Genomic DNA, 22,712 nt, shown 5'->3' with positions numbered 1-22,712 from the left:
TGTTCAGATGGCTATTCTACGTTTGATTGGTTTTGGAAAAAAAGAAGAATTTAAGAAAGTGCTCGCAATTTTAAGAAAGAAAAAGCCTGATAGGACAAGGGCTCTATGAAATTTGTCGTGTACAGAGCCCTTTTTCAAATCCTTGATTCATCATTTCAATATATTGGGGTTGAATATCCACTTCTACATAGAGTTGAGTAAAGTCATCCGAATCAAATAACATGTACTTTTCTAATGCACCTGCCCAAGATTTTACATCGTCACTTTCAGTATCTTCCTCTCCATCTTGAATCATCCCGATATGTTTAAAAATAATCACATTCGGCTCATATAAACGTTCGATTGTTGAAATCATGCCACCCCCTTATCATCATAGAAATAGGTTTTACCGCCTACTTTCTAGTCTGATCGTATGGTCGAGTTGCAAGAAAAAAATGGGTTCAAGCTTGGTAACTTTCTTTTTGCCATAATATTTCCCACACTTTTTGCTTCGAAGCCTTAATTTCAATATCGTAAGATAAAGTCTGCATTTTTGTTTTCTCCATAATTTTGGTGTTATTTTTGATCTTTTAATTTTAAATGGTTATTTTTCACCCACTCTATATTTATACTTTTACTGTTTTTAAAATGCGATAGAGATATACAGATCCATAAAAAATTAGAGTAATTGCTCAAATAACAAGACTTTCAGAACAAATTGCCATTCCACTTTCTACATAAATGATTAAACTCTTGCATTTGCTTTACTTAAATGGCGTTCTGCGTAAAAATCTAACTCCTGATTAACACAAGTTTGTTGTATTACAGCGATCGTAGCGACATTATGGAATAGTTTTACTGAAAGGCAATTTGAGCATACCTATCAGTTTGGAGAGTCACATGAAAAAATATCAATGTATCGTTTGTGGGTGGATTTACGACGAAGCAGATGGTTGGCCACAAGACGGCATTGCAGCAGGTACCAAATGGGAAGACATCCCTGATGATTGGACTTGCCCAGATTGCGGCGTTTCAAAAGCTGATTTTGAAATGATTGAAATCTAAATAGATCTAAAAGACCGTGATCATGATCATGGTCTTTTTTTTCCTATCGTTTGTTTTTATTGAAAGAAATACTGGAGAATATAATGCATCCTATCGTCATCATCGGATCGGGCATGGCAGGCTATACTGTTGCACGTGAGTTTCGCAAACTCAGCCCAGAACAAGAACTCGTTATGATCTGCGCAGATGATGCGGTAAATTATGCAAAACCAACATTATCTAATGCCTTTGCAGGGAATAAAGCACCTGAACAAATTGCCCTAGGTGATGCAGCTAAAATGGCAACGCAACTGAATATGCGCATTGAAGCTGAAACCTTGGTGAAAGAAATTAATGCTGAACAACATGAAATCACTTTAGAAAAAAATGGTGAAATTTTCACTCAACCTTATTCAAAACTGGTCCTTGCAGTAGGTGCAAACCCAATTCGTTTAGCAATTGCTGGTGATGGTAGTGATGATATTCATGTCGTGAACTCCTTGATCGACTACCGTACGTTCCGTGAAAATTTAGCAAAGCGTAAAGATAAACGCGTTGTGATTCTAGGCGCTGGGTTAATTGGCTGTGAATTTGCCAATGATTTATTACATAGCAACTACGATGTCACAGTAATTGATCTTGCACCACAACCACTTGGTCGCTTGCTACCAAATCACGTTGCTGAAGCATTTAAAACAAACTTAGAACAAGCGGGTATTAAATTCGCATTGTCGACCACTGTTGAAAAAGTAACGAAAATCAATGATGGTGAAGATTACGAAGTGACTTTGGCAACAGGTCAGACTTTAATTGCAGATATCGTTCTTTCAGCGATTGGTTTACAGCCAAATATATCTTTAGCAAAAGCTGCAGATATTCAAACAAGTCGCGGCATCATTACCAATACCCTATTGGAAACCAACCAGCCTGACATCTATGCGGTGGGTGACTGTGCAGAAGTGAATGGAACATTACTGCCATATGTCATGCCAATCATGCAACAAGCACGTGCATTAGCAAAAACACTGAGCGGGCAAAGTACTGCTGTACACTACCCTGCAATGCCTGTTGCGGTAAAAACACCTGCTGCACCATTGACTGTATTACCTGCACCAATTGGTGTGGACGTGAATTGGGAAACTGAAGAGTTTGAAGATGGTATGCTTGCTAGAGCAGCAGATGATGAAGGTACATTGAGAGGTTTTGTGCTTTTAGGTGCGACTGCAAGCAAACAACGTTTAACTTTAACCAAACTTGTTCCAGACTTGATTCCAGCACAAGTTTAAGGTTTAAATTAGAGTCTGTTAAGAAAGAAATTTCTAGCAGACTCTAATTCTATAAAAAGAATTCAATTCGGAATGAATGCCATGAACAGTGCTTTACAATTTAATGTGTCACCTTATGCTCCATTTATGCAAGAAACCAAAGTCACTTTAGGTAATGGTATTGAACTGCATGTTGAAATGGGCGGCAATCCAGAACACCCAACAATTCTGTTGATTATGGGTTTAGGTGCTCAAATGCTGTTTTGGCCTGACTTCTTTTGTAAATCATTGATTGATCAAGGCTTCCGCGTTATCCGTTTCGATAATCGTGATATTGGTTTATCTTCAAAAATTCGTGAAAAAAGAAAACGCCTCAATACCATGAAACTCATGAGTCGCTTCATCATTGGGCTTGGTAACGAAGGTGCACCTTACACTTTATATGATATGGCTGATGATGTTTCGATGTTAATCGACCAATTGGGGCTTGAAAAAACATATCTCATAGGCGCTTCAATGGGTGGCATGATCTCTCAAATCGTAGCAGCGAAATATCCAGAAAAAGTTGAGAAAGTAGGATTATTATTTACCAGTAATAATCAACCCTTCCTGCCACCGCCGTTTCCAAAACAACTTTTCAGTTTATTAGGCAAACCTGAAGCACATGACGAAGATGCGATTGTGAATCATAGTTTGAAAGTATTTCATATTATTGGATCACCAGGTTATGTGAATCAAGTTGAAGCAATTCAAACCATTCGTAAACTATATCGCCGTAGTTTTTACCCAGCGGGTGTACTTCAACAGTTTTTAGCAATATTATGTACAGGTTCTTTGTTAGCATTGAACAAAAATATTACTCAACCGACTTTGGTTGTACATGGTTCAAAAGATCGTTTATTACCACCAAGTCACGGGAAAGCTGTTGCAAAGGCGATTTCTGGTGCTAAATTTGAATTAATTCAAGGAATGGGGCATGATATTCCTGCTCACTTCATTCCACAACTTAGCGGTTTGTTTGCTCATCACTTTAGATCATCACACTAGGACTCTATGGCTGCATTACCCTCATTAAGACAGCTATCGTATTTAGTTACGTTGTCAGAAACTTTACATTTTACTGAAGCTGCGCGCCGTTCATTTGTCACTCAGTCTACTTTGTCGGGTGGTATCATGGAACTAGAGCGCCTCTTAGGTGGCGTCCTAGTTGAGCGTGATCGTCAAAACGTTCGTTTAACCCCATTAGGCGAACAAGTCGTTGCACGTGCACGAGTATTACTTGCCGATGCACAAGATTTAATGCGCCTAAGTAGAGAAATGAGTGAACCATTAACAGGTGATCTACATCTCGGTATTATTCCTACGATTGCACCATTTATTTTGACTCAACTACTTGATGAAGTGCATCGACAACTGCCGAAGATTCAGCTTCATTTACATGAAGCTCAAAGTGAGAAAATCGTAGAAAAGCTAGAACACGGCAATTTAGATATGATTGTTCTGGCGCTTCCTTTTGACACTCGTGGATTAAAAGTTGCAGAAATTGCAAAAGAAAATTTATTTGTTGTCTACAATAAAAATGACAAGAATGCTGAGAATGCAAACTCACTAGATGATTTGGACTTATCGCGTCTCATGCTACTCGAAGAAGGTCATTGTTTACGAGATCACACCTTAAGTGCCTGCCCTGTGGGTGAGCGCAAAAATGATCATCGTTTAAAGGCAAGCTCTCTTCCAACTTTAGTGGAAATGGTGTCGTCAAATCTTGGCTTTACACTGCTACCCGAAATTGCCTTGAAAAACAGCATGATTCATTTCAATGAAGAAATTGCAGTAAAATCAATTGAAGATGCCCCGAACCGCACATTGGCATTGGTGACACGAAAAAGCACACCATTACAAAGTGAATTTGATGTGATCTTTCAAATTCTGCAAAAAATCACTGCACATTTAGAGTAATCGGAAGCCTGTAATGAAACTCATCCATCATTACAGGCTTTTAAACAAATAAAAATAGCATCACTATTTAATGTCTAGTAAATTGAGTTGTTCAACTTCCACATCACTCATACGCTGCCCTAGATCAAGCAATTGATCAAAATATGCTTCTACAACCTTGGCCTGATCAGCAGTACTCTCTACTTTATACATACTTTGGCGAAATTCATTACTCGAACGCAAGCCTTTGGTGTACCAAGCAATATGCTTGCGCGCAATACGACAACCAGAATATTCGCCATAGAATTGATATAATTCTGATAAATGCCCTAATAGCACAGCTTTGACTTCAGCAATATCAGGCGCTGCCAAGTGTTTACCTGTTTTTAAGTAATGTGCTATTTCCCGAAATATCCATGGTCGACCTTGTGCAGCACGTCCAATCATAATCGCGTCTGCGCCAGTATAGTCTAGGACATATTTAGCTTTCTCAGGACTATCAATATCACCATTGGCAATCAATGGAATATCAATCAGTTCTTTTACCTGCTTAATCAGCTCATAACGGGCTGTGTTCAAATACATATCTTCACGCGTACGACCATGTAAGGCTAAAGCTGAAATTCCTGATTCTTCAGCACGTTTTGCCACACGCAAAATATTTTCATGACCATTTAAAAATCCTAGTCGGGTTTTTAAAGTCACTGGCACATCCACGGCCGCAACCACCGCATCTAGAATTCGGGCTACTAAATCTTCATCTTGTAATAATGCTGAACCTGCCAACTTGTTACAAACCTTTTTGGCTGGACAACCCATATTGATATCAACGATTTGTGCACCGTTAGCGACTTGGTAACGAGCAGCTTCCGCAAGTTGCTCTGGGTCAGAACCCGCAATTTGTGCTGAAATTGGCGCAAGTTCGCCATCAAAATTTGCCCGATATAAACTTTTCTTACTCATACGTAAGGTTTTATCAGCCGTCATCATTTCACTTACGGCATGACCTGCACCAAAATATTTACATAGTGTCCGAAAGGGTCTATCTGTTACGCCTGCCATAGGTGCAACAATCAAATTATTTGACAGTTGATATGAACCGATATACATATATATTCTTACAAATTCTGAGCAACATAGTATACTTCATTCGCCCATTTGACTCATCTTTTTATGTGGTGTTGTTCTGATTATGAATAAATCATTCCCTACTCGTCCTTTATTAAAAATTATGGGCATCCTCACTGCATGTCTCAGCTTGACAGCTTGTGGAGATAAAGCATGGTGGTCTAATGGTAAAGAACCAGAAATGGAAGCAGAACAAATTAAGAAAGTGCTTCCCCCTCGTGTAAATGATCGCCAGTCATGGGCGCAAGATATTTTTGATATCATGCAACAACTCAGTATTCCTAAATCCAAGGAAAATGTGTGCAGTATTGTTGCTGTTGTAGATCAAGAATCCAACTTTGTTGCTGATCCAGCCGTCCCAGGACTTGGAGAAAAAGCAGTACAAGAAATTAATACTCGACTTAAAGAAAAATTTGAAGCAAAGTTGGGTGAAACCATCGGCGGAACAATTGCAGGCTATTTTGAGGACGTACTCAAAAATCAACCTTCTCCAGAAAATAATTACATGAGTCAAATGCGTAAAGTTAAAACGGAGCGCGAGCTAGATTTGCTCTACCGTGAGATTTTCGACTACATGTCAAAACATTATCATGTCAGTGCATTAACGGGTGCAGCGAAACTCGTTGGACAAGATATCGGAGAAAAAATGAATCCGATTACGACATTGGGTTCAATGCAGGTCCATATTAATTACGCCAAAGAACATAAACGCCAAAGTGGTAGTATTGCCGAATTGCGTAATGATCTATATACCCAATATGGGGGTTTATACTATGGTATTCATCGATTAATGGAATATCCTGCTGATTATGACAAAGCAATCTATCGCTTTGCAGACTACAATTCTGGTGTTTACTCAAGTCGAAATGCAGCGTTTCAAAGCATGTTAAATGCACTCACCAAGACTGAAATCAGTCTCGATGGTGATCTATTACTTTACAATAAAGATGGCGATGTGAAATCAAACCAAAGCCAAAGTGAAAAAGAGCTCATCGCTGTTTTCGCTCAAAATAATATTTTAGTGACACCACGCCAAATTCGTGATGACTTGAAAAAAGAGAAAGAGAAAAAATTTGAAGATACTCAAACTTATTTAGCTGTACAAAAGCTATATCAAAATAAAACCAAAAAAGAACCAATTTATGCAACCATGCCACAAGTCGTTATTTCAGGACCAAAACTGAGTCGTGATTACAATACAAACTGGTTTGCAAGCCGTGTAAATGGACGATATGAGACATGCATGCAAAGAGCCAAACGCATAAAACTATAAATCTTGCTTTATTTGACTTTGATGGCACGCTCTATCCTAAAGATAGTTTTACGGGGTTTATTTTCTTTACCCTATCAAAGCGTCACATTGTAAAAAAAGGCTTAACGATACTCCCTTGGATTCAAGCCTATTATTTACGCATATATCCTGCACATGCGATGAGACCTCGACTATTTCAAACGATGTTTGAAGGTGTCTCCGCCACATTTGTAGAAAATTTGGTTGATGAATATGCGCAAAAATTAATAAAACAATTAGATCCAGCTTTACTAAAGCAGCTTTATCTCCATCAACAGCATGGTGATCATATTGTTCTTGTTTCTGCGTCAGTCGATTTATATTTAGCACCAATCTGTGAATTGCTTAATATTGAGTTGATTTGTACTCAAACAGAAATTAAGAATGGTACTTTAACAGGTCGTTATCGCTCTCAAGATTGTAGCCGTGAACAGAAAAAATTACGGATTTTGCAACGATATAATTTAGAAGACTACCAATATATCTACGCTTATGGAAATAGCGAAGAAGATCTAGATATGTTGTCATTGGCTGACCACCCGTACATGATGGGAGAAAATAAATCACTTCCAGAATTAAAATTTGAGGCACTAAGAGTTAGTCCCAATATAGAACGAACGTAAAAAAGCTCGCCTAAGCGAGCTGTTTTTATATTTGTATTTAGTAAATTGCCATGTGGTCTCGATGAATCATTTCTAAAGAACGAGCCTCACCTAAAACTTGATAGACTTTCTCAGAAGGTAAACCCTTCACCATTTCTGCTGAACGAGAACTAAAATTCACACGACCAACAGCAATACGAGCACCATTCTTATCAACACATTCAACCACATCACCGCGATCAAAATGACCTTCAATCGCTTTCACACCAACAGGCAATAAACTACGATGCTTCAGTTTAATCGCTTCAACAGCACCATCATCTATCACTAAACGACCTGCGGTTTGCAAATGAGCTGCAAGCCATTGTTGATGAGCGGTCACACGGTCATTATCAGTTGTAAATAATGTTCCAAGCATCTCACCCGCCATTAAACGAGCCAATACATGGTCACTTTCACCACTAGCAATTAAAGTAGGACAACCAGACTTCGCTGCAAGACGTGCTGCACGAACTTTAGTCACCATACCACCGCGACCTAAAACACCACCACCACCCGCCATTTCAAATAAAGTATCGTCTAATGCACGAACCGAAGAAAATAACTTGGCATTTGGATTATTACGCGGATCAGAATCGAACATACCTTGCTGATCTGTCAAAATAATCAACAGCTCAGCCTGAACCTGCCCCGCCACCATTGCGGCTAAAGTATCGTTATCACCAAAACGAATCTCATCGGTAGATACGGTATCATTTTCATTAATGACAGGAATCACACGCCAATCGATCAAGTTTTGCAAAGCATCACAAGAGTTGAGGTAACGACGACGATCAGCAAGATCATCATGCGTGAGTAAGACTTGTGCTGTTTGAATCCCATGTTGATCCAATACGCTTGACCACGTATGGATTAAACCCATTTGGCCAATAGCAGCACAAGCTTGCAAACTGGGTAAATCAGTGGGTCGACTCGCAAGTTTCATGCGTACCATCCCTTCCGCAACCGCACCTGAAGACACTAAAATAATTTCGTGCCCAGCATTGTGTAGATCCGCAATTTGTTTCGCCCAATGCGAAATTGCATTTAAATCTAGACCTTGCCCATTTGCAGTGAGTAAAGATGATCCGATTTTAACAACGATTCGTTTACACGCATTGAGCTGACGTTGCCCATCGACCACTTCTATCATTTTTTCCTCGGTTCAATAATCACGAACGTAAATGCTTTCTACGCCGCCTTCATCCTCATCGTCATCAAAATCATCTTCATCGTATTCTAAGCCAGCTTCACGCTGAGCCTTACGCATAGCACGATAAGCTTCTTTTGCTGCGATGGTTTGTTCACGTGTCTCAGCCTCAAGCTGCTCACGGAATGCTTTCATTTCTGCTGCATACTCAGGATCTTCAACTTCACGCTCACGCTGTTGCTCGATCTGATCCATTAAGTAATAAACAACTTCTTTCGTCCCTTCTGACATCAAACCAGAAGTTTTAAATACAGGACCTTTCCATTGCAATTCATCAAGAATATGCTGACACCACTCTTCTCTTGATTCTTCAGGAAGTTGGTCAAGTTTATTCAATACAAGAACCACAGGGAGTTTTGCCAAAGTTGGCGAGAATTTCACTAACTCACCCAAAATTGCTTTGGCGTTATGCGCTGGATCTGAACCATCAATCGGTTGAACATCAACAATATGCAACAGGATACGAGTACGTGCCAAATGCTTAAGGAAACGAATCCCAAGACCCGCACCTTCTGCTGCACCTTCAATCAGACCTGGAATATCGGCCATGACGAATGAACGATGACGGTCTGCATCAACCACCCCAAGGTTAGGAATCATAGTGGTAAATGGATAATCCGCAACTTTTGGTTTTGCTGCACTGACTGCACGAATAAACGTTGATTTACCTGCATTTGGCATACCCAACAAGCCAACATCTGCAAGTACTTTCAACTCTAAACGTACTTCGCGGTATTCACCTTTGATACCATGAGTGCATTTACGTGGAGAACGATTCGTTGAAGACTTAAAGTGCGTGTTACCTAAACCACCATCACCGCCATTGGCTACTTTGACACGTTGACCATCGGCAACCAAGTCACCAATAATGTCACCAGATTCAATATCAACAATGGTTGTACCCACAGGTACTTTTAAAACAACATCTTCACCACCGCGACCTGAACAGTTTGCACCACGACCATTTTTACCACGTTCAGCGCGGAATCGACGCGTATAACGATAATCTACGAGCGTACCTGTGTCATCATCGGCTTGGATATAAACACTTCCTCCACGCCCCCCGTCTCCACCATCTGGACCACCAAAAGGGATAAATTTTTCACGGCGAAAACTGGCTACGCCATTGCCACCGTCGCCAGCCTCTACGGTTATGACTGCTTCATCAACAAAGCGCATGTGCCAATCCTCTAAATTCTTAAAAGCGGACTATTTTGCCACATTTTAATAAATTTCTCGAATAGATTTACTCAGCTCTGCATGAATTTTATTAAGCAATCAATCAACTTCTTTAAAAAACTCAAATAAATCTGCTTTTTAATTATTTTTCACATAATTTCGGCTTTGTTGCACAAACCTATCTGTACAGGCTTTTTCATCGATATAATTTTCAAATGAAGAAGCCTACACACAAAATCTACCGCACAACCAATTGGCCTGCGTCTACTGATAGACTCTACAGGCATGAAGTTTCTAGCTAAGGGCGAATGGAAACGCAAGAAACATGGACCTGAATATCGTCGTCAATGGCGTAAACTGCATATGGGCATAGACGCTAAAATCCTACAAATACGAGCAGTCCAGCTTACAACCAATAATGTCAGTGATTCACAGGTGCCTAGTGATTTACTTAATCAGATTCCACAAGATGAGCAGATTGACTCTGTTTATACCAATGCAGCTTATAATACCAAGCAATGCCGTGAGGTCATTGCAGATCGGCAAGCGCATGTGGTGATTCCACCTAGAAAAACGGTAAATTAAAATACAATATTTTAGATATACCTAAGTATAAAAAAAGGAGCTTTAAATCAGCTCCTTTTTTTATACTTTCACAAATTATGCATTTGTTTCAGCTGGAATTTTTGTATAGCTTACGCCACACATTTGTTCAGCGATACGCAATACTTGGCAGCTATAACCCACTTCGTTATCGTACCAAACATACGCTGTTAAACGTGTACCAGAAGTGATTGTTGCTTGCGCATCAAACACACCTGCAGTACGTGAGCCAATAAAGTCACTTGATACAACTTCGGTCGAGTTTGTATAACCAATTTGACCTTGTAGGCTAGAATTAATCGAGATTTGACGAATGTATTCGTTCACTTCTTCACGATCAACTTCTTTCTCTAGGTTTAAGTTCAAGATCGCAAGTGAAACGTTTGGTGTAGGAACACGTACAGAGTTACCTGTTAACTTGCCTTTAAGACCTGGTAATGCTTTCGCAACCGCTTTTGCAGCACCTGTTTCAGTGATCACCATATTTAATGTCGCAGCACGACCACGACGGTCAGCCTTGTGGTAGTTATCAATTAAGTTTTGATCGTTTGTGAATGAGTGAACTGTTTCAACATGACCATTTAATACTTTGTATTTGTCATCTAAAACTTTTAATACAGGTGTAATTGCGTTCGTAGTACAGCTTGCAGCAGAGATGATTTTGTCTTCATCTAAAATATCTGTATTGTTTACGCCGTATACAACGTTCTTCATCTCACCTTTACTTGGTGCAGTCAAGACTACACGTGCAATACCTGCACATTTCAAGTGTTGGCTTAGACCTTCAGCATCACGCCATTTACCTGTATTGTCGATCAAAAGCGCATTTTCAATACCATAAGCGGTGTAATCCACTTCGCTTGGGCTTGAAGCATAGATCACTTTAATGAATTGACCGTTTGCAATGATTGCTTCGTTTTCTTCATCAACAGAAATTGTACCGTCAAAAGTACCGTGAATAGAGTCACGACGTAATAATGAAGCACGTTTCGCCAAGTCACCGTCAGATGATTTACGAACTACAATCGCTTTAAGGCTTAAACCACGACCTAAACCAGATTGGCTAATGATTAAACGCGCTAAGATACGACCAATACGACCGAAACCGTAAAGAACGACATCTTTAGGTTGTTCAGATTTTGCTTTACCTTCAATCGAAGCAACGGCATTTGCAACAAATACATCTACATCGCCACCTTGATTTTTATATTCAACAGCAAGTTTACCGATGTCTACTTCAGCAGAACCAATGTTTTCAATTTTCATTAACGCTTCCAAAATTGGGAAGGTATGAACAACTGAAAGTTCTACATCAAGCATACGTGTACGGCGATGTGATTTTAAAATTTGAATCACTGAACGGTTTATTAAAGAACGACCGTAAACAGAAACAACAATATTTTTCTCACGGTATAATTGACCAATCAAAGCAATCATGCGTTCCGCGATTTCTTCACGGTTTTTCCAACGACCTTGATGTTCTGCGTGTAGGGCAACGATAGTGTCTTTGCTCACAGTTACGTCCTCAAATTTAATATCTATACTGGGCGTGAATTTTTAAAACGCCATAATTGTAATGGAATTATCATCAAGATTGAATCAAAAGCTGTTAATTGAGCTAAGATTTTGTCCTAATTCACTATAAATTCATAAAATACCTATAATTATTTTTGTGATTTTAGGTAAAAGTCTTTTTCAATCATCTAAATACATGCTGTTTGTCTAACTTTAATAACAGTTTTACTGATAACTTAACGCTATCGTTGTTTGACTCAAACAGTATGCTAAAAATAAGCAAAAACGGAAGTGATACATGACAAATCATTTAACGAGAAAAATCGTATAAACTAATGTAAAAACATGAAATAAAAAGAATAAAGTATTTAAAATGATCTCTAATTATCTACAGCACATAAACAACTAAAATGAATTTTAAATTATGACTATTACTTATTGGCATTCCCCATGCTTGTGAAATATCAATGGGCTTCATTGGTGTGATCGAGCTTATATTCACAAATATCGTTTACGTTCCAATCTCTTGGATTGGTGAACCCTTTTCAACCACAATCGCGCAGTTGGTTGTATCCCTAAAGAATATTCATGCGATTTAATGTTCCTCACCATCAACCTGACTGATTACATAAATGCAAAATTTAAAGGAACTCATTAAAAATTGGATTTTTATATTTCTTGTTATTCATCATCGCCTAAACGTTGCGAATACTGTTTTAAATTCAATTCCAAATGCTGCTTGCGACGCCTTTGCTGATAAAGATGTAACGCCCCTTCAATTACCAATACCCATACGGCCAACCAAATAGGAATATAGGTCAACCATTCACCTTGACCAATTTTTTCACCAAGCACCAACGATGCCAATGCCAATAAAACAGGTTCTAAATAGCCCAGTAAACCAAAAATAATCAGCGGCAAATAGCGACTTGCTAAAATATAACTTCCTAGGCCAATCGCACTCAACAAACCTAAACCCAGAACGACAACTCCCAAACTAGGATGCTCTAAAAACTTTAAATATGGAGTTTCACCTGTCTGAGTAAAGAAAATCGCAATTGGCAGGATCAAGAATAAATCCCACCAAAAACCACCTAAGTTGTCCGTTTGAATTTTTTTACGAAGAATAAAGTAAGCTGCATAACCTAAAGCAACAAAAGCAGTTTCCCAAGCTATTGTACCTAAGCGCCAAATCTCATGCCCAACACCAAATACTGCCAGAAATACTGCGAGATACTGTAACTTAGACAATTTCTCGCCATATAAAAAGCTTCCAGCAAGCACAAGAACCAAAGGCAACAAGAAATACCCCAAAGAAACTTGTAACCCACGACCATGCATAGGTCCCCATAAAAACAACCATAATTGTGCTGAGGTCAGTACGGAAGTGATCATTAGAAACACTAATAAACTAGGCTTTGCTATGATTCGATTAAATATGGTTTTGATATGTGTCAAGTCACCACTAAACCACATAAATAAAGTCAAAAAAGGAATTGTGGCAATAATTCGCCACCCAAAAGTTTGTTCACTATCTAACGCACCTAGTAATTGAGTGTAAAAATACAGAACCCCAAAGGTGACAGAAGCCAAAACTGAATAAGCGATGCCTTTTAACATTTTGACCTCAGAAGCATTTGGGACGTATCTTAAAAACGTGAATTATCCACTATATAAAAATAAAAAAACCATGCAAGCATGGTTTTAACTAAGTATAACCGATTTAGCGATGTTCAGTGTAAATCACATCATGAATATCATAACCTAATGATTTGGCATAATTTAGATATTCATGAATAATTTCTTTTTTCGGCTGAGGTGTACGTGACAACACCCATATATATTTACGGCGTGGTTCACCCACAAGCACGGTTTGATAATCTTCATCAAGCTTTAAAACCCAGTAATCTCCGCGTGCAACAGGAATCCAACGCACAGCTTCTGGTAAAAAGCTCACTCTTAATTTGGTGTTAAAAGGCGCATTCGCAACAAACGCCTCACCTAAACTGCGTTGTAAAGCACCCTCACCATCATAACATTTGTTATCAACAACAATATTGCCATTTTCGTTTAACGTATAAGTTGCTGTCACGTTATAAGCGCATTTACGTTCAAAGAACATTGGCTTACGAGCAACCTCATACCAAACACCTAAATACTTATCGAGTTCTACTTTTTCAACTGTAGGTAAAGACTTTGATTGTGCATAAGCAATCGTTCCTACAGCCAGTCCAGTTAAGACCACTCCACCAATTGCAATTTTTGTTAAACGCCAACTTGCTTTAGGGAAATTCTTAATCAGCGGCATGGGAAATCCTCAAAACAGAAATTTGTTATCAATAGTCATATATTTAGCTTTTCAACATAGCCTATTTTATAAACAAAGATTGTTGCGATATGTATCCCTCTTGAGGATTTCTCTACTAGATTACGATTGCAACATATGGGCTTTGAGACGAACAATCTCATCTCGCAATCTAGCTGCTTGCTCAAACTGAAGCTCTTTTGAAGCTTTTAACATCTCTTTTTCAAGCTTGGTAATATGCTTGGCAAACAGTTTTGGATCCGATAAAAGATGCTGTTCGTCGGCACTGATACTCTGCGCTTGCTCTAACACTTTTTCATCAATTTCATCATCACTGAGTACTTCACCCGTATCTATTTCTTTAATTGCTTGGCGCACCGCACTACGTGGGGTAATACCATGTAATTCATTAAATTCAATTTGTTTGTTACGACGACGATCTGTTTCATCCATCGCTTTACGCATCGAATCAGTAATACGATCTGCATATAAAATCGCTTTACCTTTCACATTACGTGCTGCACGACCAATGGTCTGGATCAAGGATCGTTCTGAACGTAAGAAACCTTCTTTATCTGCATCTAAGATTGCAACCAAAGATACTTCTGGCATATCCAGACCTTCACGCAACAGGTTAATGCCGACCAGTACGTCATGCACACCTGTACGCAATTCATGGATAATCTTAACCCGTTCAACGGTATCAATATCTGAATGTAGATATGCCACCTTGATACCATATTCTTTCAAATATGAAGTTAAGTCCTCTGCCATACGTTTGGTTAATGTGGTAACAAGCACACGCTCATTCAACTGTTTACGAATGTTGATTTCAGACAAGACATCATCCACCTGCGTCAATACGGGACGAACCTCGATCTCAGGATCAATCAGCCCCGTTGGACGTACAACCTGCTCAACGATCTGTTCTGATTTCTCCAGTTCATAATGTGCTGGCGTTGCACTGACAAAAACTGTGGTTGGCACAATCCGCTCCCATTCCTCAAAGCGCATTGGACGGTTATCCAAGGCACTTGGTAAACGGAAACCATAATTCACCAAGTTTTCTTTACGGGAACGGTCGCCTTTATACATCGCACCAATCTGAGGAACAGTCACATGCGATTCATCAATGATCAGCAACGCATTTTCAGGGATATAATCAAACAAGGTGGGTGGTGCTTCGCCTGCCGCACGACCTGAAAGATGGCGTGAGTAGTTTTCAATCCCATTGGTGTAGCCCAACTGCTGCATCATTTCCAGATCATAACGGGTACGCTGCTCAATACGTTGCGCTTCCAGTAACTTGTCATGATCCTTGAAGAATTTAAGTTGGTCTTTTAACTCATCCTTGATGGTATCAATGGCACGAGTTAAATGGTCTTTCGGCGTAACATAGTGGCTTTTTGGATAAATGGTCACACGCGGCACTTTACGTACCAGTTTCCCAGTCAATGGATCAAACCAGCGGATTGAGTCCACCTCATCATCGAACAGTTCTACCCGAATGGCATCCTGATCCGATTCGGCAGGGAAAATATCAAGGATTTCACCACGGATACGGTATGTACCACGCAAGAACTCAAGCTCGTTACGAGTGTATTGCATTTCCACCAGACGGCGAATAATGTCATCACGGCTGACCCGATCGCCCTGCACAATATGCAACAGCATCTGCATGTAGGCGTTTGGATCACCCAAACCATAAATGGCAGACACCGATGCCACAATGATGGCATCACGGCGTTCCAGCAAAGTACGGGTTGCGGAGAGCCGCATTTGGTCAATGTGGTCATTGATGGCGGAATCTTTTTCGATAAACGTATCTGATGAGGGTACATAGGCTTCTGGCTGATAGTAATCGTAGTAACTAACGAAATACTCGACCGCATTGTTTGGAAAAAATGCCTTGAACTCACCATAGAGCTGTGCCGCAAGCGTTTTGTTGTGCGCCATGACAATCGTTGGACGCTGTGTTTGTGCAATCACATTCGCCATCGTATAGGTTTTACCAGAACCCGTCACCCCAAGTAGCAATTGATTACGAAAACCCTGTTCAATCCCACTTACAAGCTTCTCAATCGCCTGAGGTTGATCACCTGCTGGCTGGTAGTTGGTGACTAACTCAAAAGGTTGGTTTTCGCTCACAGGCTTACTCTTTTCTGATCAGGTGACTTTTATTAATAAGGTCGAATTCACAATTTTCAACGTTCAATATCTAGTGCTTTAAGACTTCTTTTTGCTGGTGCATAGCCCAAACGTGCTGATTGTTCAAAATATAATTGAGCCTGAATGACATCACACAATACCCCTTTACCTTGCAAATAAAGATTTCCCAAACTAAACATGGCTTCAGGAATCCTATATTGTGCAGCATATGAATAAAGTTCAATCGCTTTTTTATAATTCTGTGCAACACCCAACCCATGCTCATATTTATCAGCCAAATTATTAGTCGCCCTCGGGTAGCCTTGTCGGGCAGCCTCATGATACCAATAGACTGCTTTCTTATAATCCTGAGGAAAACCCTCTCTTCCATATTCATAATTAATGCCAAGTTGAAATTGTGCCTCAGCAAATCCTTGTTCACCACTTTTAATCAGATAATCAAAAAATAAATTTTTTTCAGATTCTAAATACACCTTATTTTCAATACGATCTCTCGGCTGAAAGAGAATATAGTAACCATGTTCACGAGCTAGATATTCACTGGCAATGGCATGACCATTTTGGCTAGCCAATTCAAAATATTGTCTCGCTTTCTTTTTGATCTGTAAAACATATTGTTCATCCCGACCTTTTGGTTCATGGTTTGAATAATACATTGCCAAAGCCAATGCAGCGTCCATATCCCCCTCATTTTCCAGCCATTTTTCCAATTCAGCAAGATAATAAACCACATAATCCTGCATATTGTTTGTGCTATGATCAATATAATGTAAAGTCTTTGTTCCTTTTGCCTTGAAATCATCTATGGCATATCCATAAGACCTTTCTTCACCCTGTTCAGAAATAACAGGGATTCTTTTTATTTTTTTACCTGTTTTGTCATATTCCAAATCAGCAATTTGAATAGGAATAAAACCATATTTAAAATGTAAAGGTGAATAGGCATCTAAACCCCGATAACTTATTAAGGCAAAATCCCCTTTTTGTACAATACGCCCATTGGTATAAAGTAGATTCCCTGCTTTGGATTGATTCATTTTCATCTATCACACTGTTTTTGTTATCTTTCAAGAATAACATAAAACTTTTACATTTAGCACTTGACCATCAACCTAATCAACTGCAACATGAACTCATTACGCTATTTCAATGATAACAATATGTCTTACCAATACCATGATGAAAGCATTGTCACCGAACTGCCCGAAGATACTGTTTTTGTATTTGGCAGTAACTTAGCTGGCATACACGACAGTGGGGCTGCACGGGTTGCAGCCCAACATTTTGCCGCAGTTAACGGTGTCGGACGAGGTTGGGCTGGGCAAAGTTTTGCTATTCCAACTTTAAATGAACATATCCAACAAATGCCACTTTCTCAAATTGAGCACTATGTCGATGATTTTAAAATTTATGCTAAAAATCATCCTAAAGTGAAATATTTTTTAACGGCACTCGGTTGTGGCATTGCGGGTTATAAAGTTTCTGAAATTGCCCCTTTATTCAAAGGAATTCATTCGAATGTGATTTTTCCAGAATCTTTTCGACCTTACATCGAGGACGATGCTGTTTCACAATTTCCAGATCTGACTGCCAAAATGGTGCATAGCTTTATCTGTGATGAAGTCATTTTTTATTTTAATCATGGGTATGAATCTTTTGAAGAAGCTTTAGAACAAACAAAACTAAGCCCTTCAGAAAAAGCCATCGCGTTAATAGTACTTAATGAAGAACTTTATCCGCGTGATCGTTATGGAAGAGGCCGTGAATATGAAATTAACGATATATTAGCCAAATTGAATGGCAAAATATTTGATTTTCATGATAATTCTGAAGGTCCAATGATCTTTGTTAGTGCAATTATTGCATTAATGGAGCTCTATGATTTCGATGAGCAAGACTTTATTGCTTTATGGCAGGGCAAAAGTATTATTAAGCATCCTGTTCATCGCACCTTAAAAAAACATTAACTCACTCGATGATGAATCAGGTTTTATCTTTCAAGCATAAAACTTGATTCTTCCCATAATTACAATTTGGTTACAACATCCAAAATCCACAAAAAATAAATTATAAGATAATGATATTTAATAAAAAATAAATAAAAAATCATCACAAAATTCGCAAACACTAAAATCCATACAAGTGTATAAAATCAAAGCAATCTCAATGACTTACATAAAATTAAAATAATGGCATGTTTTTTGCTTTTTATCTATTGATGTTTATTACTGACGGGGAATTACATGAGAAAAGTATTTTTTAATAAGGCATTCATCATATCTTATATGGCGAGCCTTCTTTTATTCGTCACTGGCTGCCAGCCATCCCCTGATAGTAATGCAGCTGAATCAACCACAGAAAAAACGGCGCTAAAAATTGGTTTTGTTAAATTAACAGATATGGCACCTTTAGCCGTTGCTGTTGAGAAAGGTTTTTTTAAAGACGAAGGGCTATCAGTCCAACTCGAAGTACAACCCAACTGGAAGCTGTTATATACACGTGTACAAAAAGGTGAATTAGACGGTGCACAAATGCTTGCCGCAATGCCACTTGCGTCCATGACGGAAAAACCAAGTGGTACAGAAATTATCACGCCATTTACCATGTCTTACAATGGTGCAGGGATCACCGTTTCAAATGAGATATGGTCGGAAATGAAAAATAACATTCCACTAGAAGACGGTAAACCGCAGCATCCGATTAGTGCATCAGCGCTTAAACCGATTGTGGATCAATACAAACAAAAGCATAAGCCTTTTAATTTAGGCATAACTTTTCCAACAGGCACACATAATTATATGTTGCGCTATTGGTTAGCTGCTGGTGGTATCAACCCAGGTATGTATGATCCAAATAAAAATGATTTGAGTGGCAATATCGGTGCCGACGTAACCCTTTCCGTTGTACCACCACCAGAAATGATGGCAAAAATGGTAACAGGAACAACCTTAGGATACTCAGTCGGTGAACCTTGGAATCAAAAAGCAGTGAAAAAAGGCTTTGGTGTTCCCGTCATTACATCAGATGTGTTATGGGATAATGGTGCTGATAAAGTATTTGGAGTTACCACATCGTTTGCAGAAAAAAATCCAAATACCACAGTAAAAGTTGTAAAAGCACTCATTCGTGCATCAAGCTGGTTAGATGAAAATGATTATGCACATCGTAAAGAAGCAGCTAAACTCATGGCTCAAACAAATTATATTGGTGTCGATGAAGATATTATTACCAATAGCTTGACGGGTGTTTTTGAATATGAAAAAGGTGATATTCGCCCGTTAAAATCATTTAATACGTTCTTTACAGGACAATATGGTATTCCTTACTATTCAGATGCAATCTGGTGGTTAACTCAAATGCGTCGCTGGGGACAAATTGCGGAGACTAAACCGAATAATTGGTACCTTGAAACCGCTCAAAAAGCCTATCGCCCAGACATCTACACAAAGGCTGCAAATAGTTTAATCACTGAAGGCAAAATGAAAAAAGAACAATTTCCAAACCTTGCAACAGCAACATTCATAAAACCACCACAAACCAGTCGTTTAGATGGAGTTGTGTTTGATGCCAATAAACCAACCGCATTTTTAGCAGCATTTAAGATTGGTAATAAATAAAAATTAATCAAATAAAAAAAGCCAATGATACGTTTATATAAACATCTCATTGGCTTTTTTATCGACTCATCTTTTAGGAAGCTACTGAGAAAGTATCCTCCATCAAAAATTATCGTTTCCCCATCGAACGACGTGTACCACGCGGTGGCATCCAAGTACGATCTGCATATTGCTCAGGTTTTGGTCGCACCTGATTATGCGTAGCATCCTCAGAGTTATCCTGAGTAGATGGCATAGGGAAAGGTAATTTGACTAAAGCTTTCTTGGCTTTAGGTTGTTGCGCAGTCATTGAAATTATCTCGAAATTTAAATTTCTAGCGCCCATTGTAATAGATTTTTATTATTTTGCTAAAATTAAAATATGTAAAAAGTACTGTACGATCTAAACCTATAATTTAGTAACTTTTTATTCAATAAAGGTAAGTTTCAGCCACAAAGAAACCGATTTAAGCTAAAATGAGCTGCTTTTTTATTTTCTAATCCCATAAGAAGGAATAATGCCGTGGACGTACGTCTCTCTGATCGTGTCAATGCCATCAAACCGTCCCCTACACTTGCAGTAACCAACAAAGCCGCTGAGCTTAAAGCTGCTGGTAAAAACGTAATTGGTTTAGGTGCAGGCGAACCAGACTTTGATACACCTCAACATATCAAAGATGCTGCTATTGAAGCGATTAATAAAGGCTTTACAAAATATACAGCTGTAGACGGTACTCCAAGTTTAAAAAAAGCAATTATCGCAAAATTAAAACGTGATAATAACTTAGACTACCAACCTAATCAGATTTTAGTATCTTGTGGTGGTAAACAAAGTTTCTTTAACTTGGCACTTGCTTTGTTAAACAAAGGTGATGAAGTAATCATTCCTGCGCCATTCTGGGTAAGCTATCCAGATATGGTCATTATTGCTGAAGGTACGCCTGTTATTGTGAAATGTGGTGAAGAACAACGCTTCAAAATCACACCAGAACAATTGGAAGCTGCGATTACACCAAATACACGTTTACTTGTATTAAACAGCCCGTCTAATCCAACAGGTATGATTTATACCAAAGCTGAATTAGAAGCTTTGGCTGAGGTACTTCGTCGTCATCCACAAGTATTAATTGCTTCTGATGACATGTACGAACCAATTCGTTGGGAAGATGAGTTCTATAACATCGCAACAATTGCACCTGACTTATATGATCGTACAATTGTCCTTAACGGCGTATCAAAAGCGTATGCAATGACAGGTTGGCGTATTGGTTACGCTGCTGGTCCAGCAAAACTCATTGGTGCGATGAAAAATATTCAATCTCAATCGACATCTAACCCAACTTCAATTTCTCAAGTTGCAGCAGAAGCGGCATTGAACGGTCCGCAAGATGTATTAAAACCAATGATTGAAGCATTTAAACGCCGTCATGACCTTGTGGTAAATGGCTTAAATGAAATCAATGGTATTTCTTGTCTGCCTGCTGATGGCGCATTCTATGCCTATGCCAATATCCGCCCACTAATCCGTGCCAAAGGTTTAAAATCTTGCACAGAATTCTCTGAATGGTTGCTTGAAGAAACTGGTGTAGCTGTTGTACCTGGTGATGCTTTTGGTTTAGGTGGTTTTATGCGTATTTCTTATGCAACTGCTGATGATGTATTAGTTGATGCTTTAGCGCGTATTAAAAAAGCAGCAGACTCAATTGATGGTGTCGATGCCGCAATTGCTTCGATTGCAGCAGAAAAAGCCGCTCAATAATCTGAGTTGCGATAAAAAGAAGCTTCTTAATGAAGCTTCTTTTTTTGTTTTTATGAAACAGCTAAAAATTTATTCTTTTGCTTCTGCATTAAATAAAGCAATAATTCTGATCTTTAGTGCGCCAAAATAAATTTGTGCCACAAGCATTACAGAACCCACGCTCGCCCCAAGCCGATGAATTATAGATAGACAGATGGTCTGGTTTTAAAAAAATTTAAGCTGCCCTGTTTCATATCAATCGTCATAATCACACCACTGGTCTGTCGACGACAAATTGAGCAATGACAAGCATGTACGTCATGATTGCTTAATTCAACTTCAAATGTGGTTTCACCACAAACACATTGCCCTTTCATTATAAATTTACCTTTTATTCAAAATTATTATCAATTAATTTTAGAAGAAAATAAAAAAAATATTGAATTTAATAATTTCTGCAACATAATTTTATATTCATAAGATACTTCAAAAAATAATCTACTTCTTTTACTTCATACACATCAGCTTGATTTAGATTGATACGAAAATAAGGGCGATAATATTAAAAATTATACAGTGACATACATATACGCCCTTTAATTTTATGCTGTAGATTTATGCTTACTATGACTTCATGCAATCGCTTTATTTTCATGATAGTTTTTTGGTCGTGAGCATAAGTGACTGAAAACAGCATATTGCCAAATACTCTTCACTTGTACAGCTACAATTTTATTTTCTGCAACTGACCAAGCTAATGCAGTATTTGCACCCAAAATAAGCTCACCACCGAGCTGAAACAAATACAAAGGAAAATGCTCATTCACCATTAATACATTTTTCTGCGTCAATAAATTTTTAGCGTTTTGAATTTTCCATTTATCACCAAACCAAAGTTGCAATAAATCGCCTAGAAATAAAGCTTGTTGCTTAAATGGAAATGTATTCAAAAAGCAGTTTTCAACTGATGTGTAATACTGCTGAGGATCTTCAATGATTTCAAGATAATGATCTTGATAAAAAGATAAATTTGAAAAAATAGATTGAATACTAAGAATAGTCATTTTGACCTCCGATTTAGCCATTTTAGTGCTGGCAAGTTGGGTTAAAT

Annotated in this window: 19 protein-coding genes and 3 pseudogenes; 10 read left to right on the top strand and 12 right to left on the bottom strand. The window is 38.6% G+C overall.

Annotation, left to right across the window (positions count from 1 at the left end):
- Positions 1-103 precede the first annotated feature (103 nt).
- Positions 104-530, bottom strand: a pseudogene (locus tag HYG88_RS03395) (SRPBCC domain-containing protein).
- A 349-nt stretch (positions 531-879) separates the two neighbouring features.
- Here HYG88_RS03395 and rubA point away from each other — a divergent pair.
- The 4 genes from rubA to oxyR all read left to right on the top strand — a co-directional run bounded on the left by rubA (position 880) and on the right by oxyR (position 4,247).
- Complete coding sequence (gene rubA, locus HYG88_RS03390) at positions 880-1,044, top strand: rubredoxin RubA (RefSeq protein ID WP_004663059.1); 165 nt, start codon at positions 880-882, stop codon at positions 1,042-1,044.
- 83 nt (positions 1,045-1,127) lie between these two features.
- Positions 1,128-2,309: a rubredoxin reductase RubB gene (gene rubB / locus HYG88_RS03385; protein WP_005157594.1), complete on the top strand. Its 1,182-nt coding sequence runs from the start codon at positions 1,128-1,130 to the stop codon at positions 2,307-2,309.
- A gap of 81 nt (positions 2,310-2,390) precedes the next feature.
- Positions 2,391-3,335, top strand: coding sequence for an esterase EstB (gene estB / locus HYG88_RS03380; RefSeq protein WP_005157595.1), 945 nt, complete (start codon positions 2,391-2,393; stop codon positions 3,333-3,335).
- 6 nt (positions 3,336-3,341) lie between these two features.
- Entirely contained in the window at positions 3,342-4,247 is a 906-nt protein-coding gene (oxyR, locus tag HYG88_RS03375; protein WP_005157596.1) for a LysR family transcriptional regulator OxyR, read from the top strand.
- A gap of 63 nt (positions 4,248-4,310) precedes the next feature.
- Here the strand turns inward: oxyR and dusB are convergent, their stop codons facing one another.
- Positions 4,311-5,336 (bottom strand): tRNA dihydrouridine synthase DusB, encoded by a 1,026-nt coding sequence (gene dusB, locus HYG88_RS03370; protein ID WP_005157599.1) that lies wholly within the window; start codon positions 5,334-5,336, stop codon positions 4,311-4,313.
- An 82-nt stretch (positions 5,337-5,418) separates the two neighbouring features.
- Here dusB and HYG88_RS03365 point away from each other — a divergent pair, with 82 nt between their 5' ends.
- Positions 5,419-6,627 carry a DUF1615 domain-containing protein gene (locus tag HYG88_RS03365; protein ID WP_178882597.1) on the top strand — a complete coding sequence of 403 codons (1,209 nt, stop codon included), beginning with the start codon at positions 5,419-5,421 and terminating at the stop codon, positions 6,625-6,627.
- Positions 6,594-7,268 (top strand): HAD-IB family hydrolase, encoded by a 675-nt coding sequence (locus HYG88_RS03360; RefSeq protein ID WP_178882596.1) that lies wholly within the window; start codon positions 6,594-6,596, stop codon positions 7,266-7,268. Before HYG88_RS03365 ends, HYG88_RS03360 begins: the two co-directional genes overlap by 34 nt.
- Positions 7,269-7,305: 37 nt before the next feature.
- On the opposite strand, the gene proB is transcribed toward HYG88_RS03360, so the two are convergent.
- Positions 7,306-8,439, bottom strand: a complete 1,134-nt coding sequence (gene proB, locus HYG88_RS03355) for a glutamate 5-kinase (protein ID WP_178882595.1) — start codon at positions 8,437-8,439, stop codon at positions 7,306-7,308.
- A gap of 12 nt (positions 8,440-8,451) precedes the next feature.
- Positions 8,452-9,675, bottom strand: coding sequence for an Obg family GTPase CgtA (cgtA, locus tag HYG88_RS03350; RefSeq protein WP_178882594.1), 1,224 nt, complete (start codon positions 9,673-9,675; stop codon positions 8,452-8,454).
- A 255-nt stretch (positions 9,676-9,930) separates the two neighbouring features.
- Between cgtA and HYG88_RS03345 the strand changes: the two are divergent.
- Positions 9,931-10,248 (top strand): annotated as a pseudogene (locus tag HYG88_RS03345) (transposase); the annotation flags it as partial.
- An 87-nt stretch (positions 10,249-10,335) separates the two neighbouring features.
- Here the strand turns inward: HYG88_RS03345 and HYG88_RS03340 are convergent.
- From HYG88_RS03340 to HYG88_RS03320, 5 genes are all read right to left on the bottom strand, one after another.
- Entirely contained in the window at positions 10,336-11,793 is a 1,458-nt protein-coding gene (locus HYG88_RS03340; RefSeq protein ID WP_005157636.1) for a glyceraldehyde-3-phosphate dehydrogenase, read from the bottom strand.
- Between the two features lie 681 nt (positions 11,794-12,474).
- Positions 12,475-13,413 (bottom strand): EamA family transporter RarD, encoded by a 939-nt coding sequence (rarD, locus tag HYG88_RS03335; protein WP_178882593.1) that lies wholly within the window; start codon positions 13,411-13,413, stop codon positions 12,475-12,477.
- Positions 13,414-13,516: 103 nt separating this feature from the next.
- A complete protein-coding gene (locus HYG88_RS03330; protein ID WP_005157649.1) occupies positions 13,517-14,101 on the bottom strand; it encodes a lipocalin family protein in 585 nt (194 codons plus the stop codon).
- 120 nt (positions 14,102-14,221) lie between these two features.
- A complete protein-coding gene (gene uvrB, locus HYG88_RS03325; RefSeq protein WP_005157651.1) occupies positions 14,222-16,246 on the bottom strand; it encodes an excinuclease ABC subunit UvrB in 2,025 nt (674 codons plus the stop codon).
- A 56-nt stretch (positions 16,247-16,302) separates the two neighbouring features.
- The gene (locus HYG88_RS03320) at positions 16,303-17,304 is read right to left on the bottom strand and encodes a tetratricopeptide repeat protein (protein ID WP_228127619.1); all 1,002 of its coding nucleotides are present in this window, start codon (positions 17,302-17,304) and stop codon (positions 16,303-16,305) included.
- Between the two features lie 123 nt (positions 17,305-17,427).
- Between HYG88_RS03320 and HYG88_RS03315 the strand changes: the two genes are divergently transcribed.
- Both HYG88_RS03315 and HYG88_RS03310 read left to right on the top strand, forming a co-directional pair.
- Complete coding sequence (locus HYG88_RS03315; RefSeq protein ID WP_034602628.1) at positions 17,428-18,234, top strand: hypothetical protein; 807 nt, start codon at positions 17,428-17,430, stop codon at positions 18,232-18,234.
- A 276-nt stretch (positions 18,235-18,510) separates the two neighbouring features.
- Positions 18,511-19,884 (top strand): CmpA/NrtA family ABC transporter substrate-binding protein, encoded by a 1,374-nt coding sequence (locus HYG88_RS03310; RefSeq protein ID WP_005157658.1) that lies wholly within the window; start codon positions 18,511-18,513, stop codon positions 19,882-19,884.
- 109 nt (positions 19,885-19,993) lie between these two features.
- Here the strand turns inward: HYG88_RS03310 and HYG88_RS03305 are convergent, their stop codons facing one another.
- The gene (locus HYG88_RS03305) at positions 19,994-20,173 is read right to left on the bottom strand and encodes a hypothetical protein (RefSeq protein WP_005157661.1); all 180 of its coding nucleotides are present in this window, start codon (positions 20,171-20,173) and stop codon (positions 19,994-19,996) included.
- A 213-nt stretch (positions 20,174-20,386) separates the two neighbouring features.
- Here HYG88_RS03305 and HYG88_RS03300 point away from each other — a divergent pair, with 213 nt between their 5' ends.
- Positions 20,387-21,622 carry a pyridoxal phosphate-dependent aminotransferase gene (locus tag HYG88_RS03300; protein ID WP_005157664.1) on the top strand — a complete coding sequence of 412 codons (1,236 nt, stop codon included), beginning with the start codon at positions 20,387-20,389 and terminating at the stop codon, positions 21,620-21,622.
- 91 nt (positions 21,623-21,713) lie between these two features.
- Here HYG88_RS03300 and HYG88_RS03295 read toward each other — a convergent pair.
- Together HYG88_RS03295 and HYG88_RS03290 are read right to left on the bottom strand one after the other, a co-directional pair.
- Positions 21,714-21,978, bottom strand: a pseudogene (locus HYG88_RS03295) (GFA family protein); the annotation flags it as partial.
- A gap of 255 nt (positions 21,979-22,233) precedes the next feature.
- Positions 22,234-22,665 carry a hypothetical protein gene (locus HYG88_RS03290; RefSeq protein WP_005157669.1) on the bottom strand — a complete coding sequence of 144 codons (432 nt, stop codon included), beginning with the start codon at positions 22,663-22,665 and terminating at the stop codon, positions 22,234-22,236.
- Between the last annotated feature and the right edge of the window lie 47 nt (positions 22,666-22,712).

Source organism: Acinetobacter sp. SwsAc4 (assembly GCF_013391535.1).
Taxonomy (GTDB): domain Bacteria; phylum Pseudomonadota; class Gammaproteobacteria; order Pseudomonadales; family Moraxellaceae; genus Acinetobacter.
This window is presented reverse-complemented; position numbering and strand designations above follow the sequence as displayed.

Coding starts and splice junctions, on each gene's coding strand:
- rubA (WP_004663059.1), top strand. CDS start 880: ATGAAAAAATATCAATGTATCGTTTGTGGGTGGATTTACGACGAAGCA.
- rubB (WP_005157594.1), top strand. CDS start 1,128: ATGCATCCTATCGTCATCATCGGATCGGGCATGGCAGGCTATACTGTT.
- estB (WP_005157595.1), top strand. CDS start 2,391: ATGAACAGTGCTTTACAATTTAATGTGTCACCTTATGCTCCATTTATG.
- oxyR (WP_005157596.1), top strand. CDS start 3,342: ATGGCTGCATTACCCTCATTAAGACAGCTATCGTATTTAGTTACGTTG.
- dusB (WP_005157599.1), bottom strand. CDS start 5,336: ATGTATATCGGTTCATATCAACTGTCAAATAATTTGATTGTTGCACCT.
- HYG88_RS03365 (WP_178882597.1), top strand. CDS start 5,419: ATGAATAAATCATTCCCTACTCGTCCTTTATTAAAAATTATGGGCATC.
- HYG88_RS03360 (WP_178882596.1), top strand. CDS start 6,594: ATGCATGCAAAGAGCCAAACGCATAAAACTATAAATCTTGCTTTATTT.
- proB (WP_178882595.1), bottom strand. CDS start 8,439: ATGATAGAAGTGGTCGATGGGCAACGTCAGCTCAATGCGTGTAAACGA.
- cgtA (WP_178882594.1), bottom strand. CDS start 9,675: ATGCGCTTTGTTGATGAAGCAGTCATAACCGTAGAGGCTGGCGACGGT.
- rarD (WP_178882593.1), bottom strand. CDS start 13,413: ATGTTAAAAGGCATCGCTTATTCAGTTTTGGCTTCTGTCACCTTTGGG.
- HYG88_RS03330 (WP_005157649.1), bottom strand. CDS start 14,101: ATGCCGCTGATTAAGAATTTCCCTAAAGCAAGTTGGCGTTTAACAAAA.
- HYG88_RS03320 (WP_228127619.1), bottom strand. CDS start 17,304: ATGAATCAATCCAAAGCAGGGAATCTACTTTATACCAATGGGCGTATT.
- HYG88_RS03315 (WP_034602628.1), top strand. CDS start 17,428: ATGTCTTACCAATACCATGATGAAAGCATTGTCACCGAACTGCCCGAA.
- HYG88_RS03310 (WP_005157658.1), top strand. CDS start 18,511: ATGAGAAAAGTATTTTTTAATAAGGCATTCATCATATCTTATATGGCG.
- HYG88_RS03305 (WP_005157661.1), bottom strand. CDS start 20,173: ATGACTGCGCAACAACCTAAAGCCAAGAAAGCTTTAGTCAAATTACCT.
- HYG88_RS03290 (WP_005157669.1), bottom strand. CDS start 22,665: ATGACTATTCTTAGTATTCAATCTATTTTTTCAAATTTATCTTTTTAT.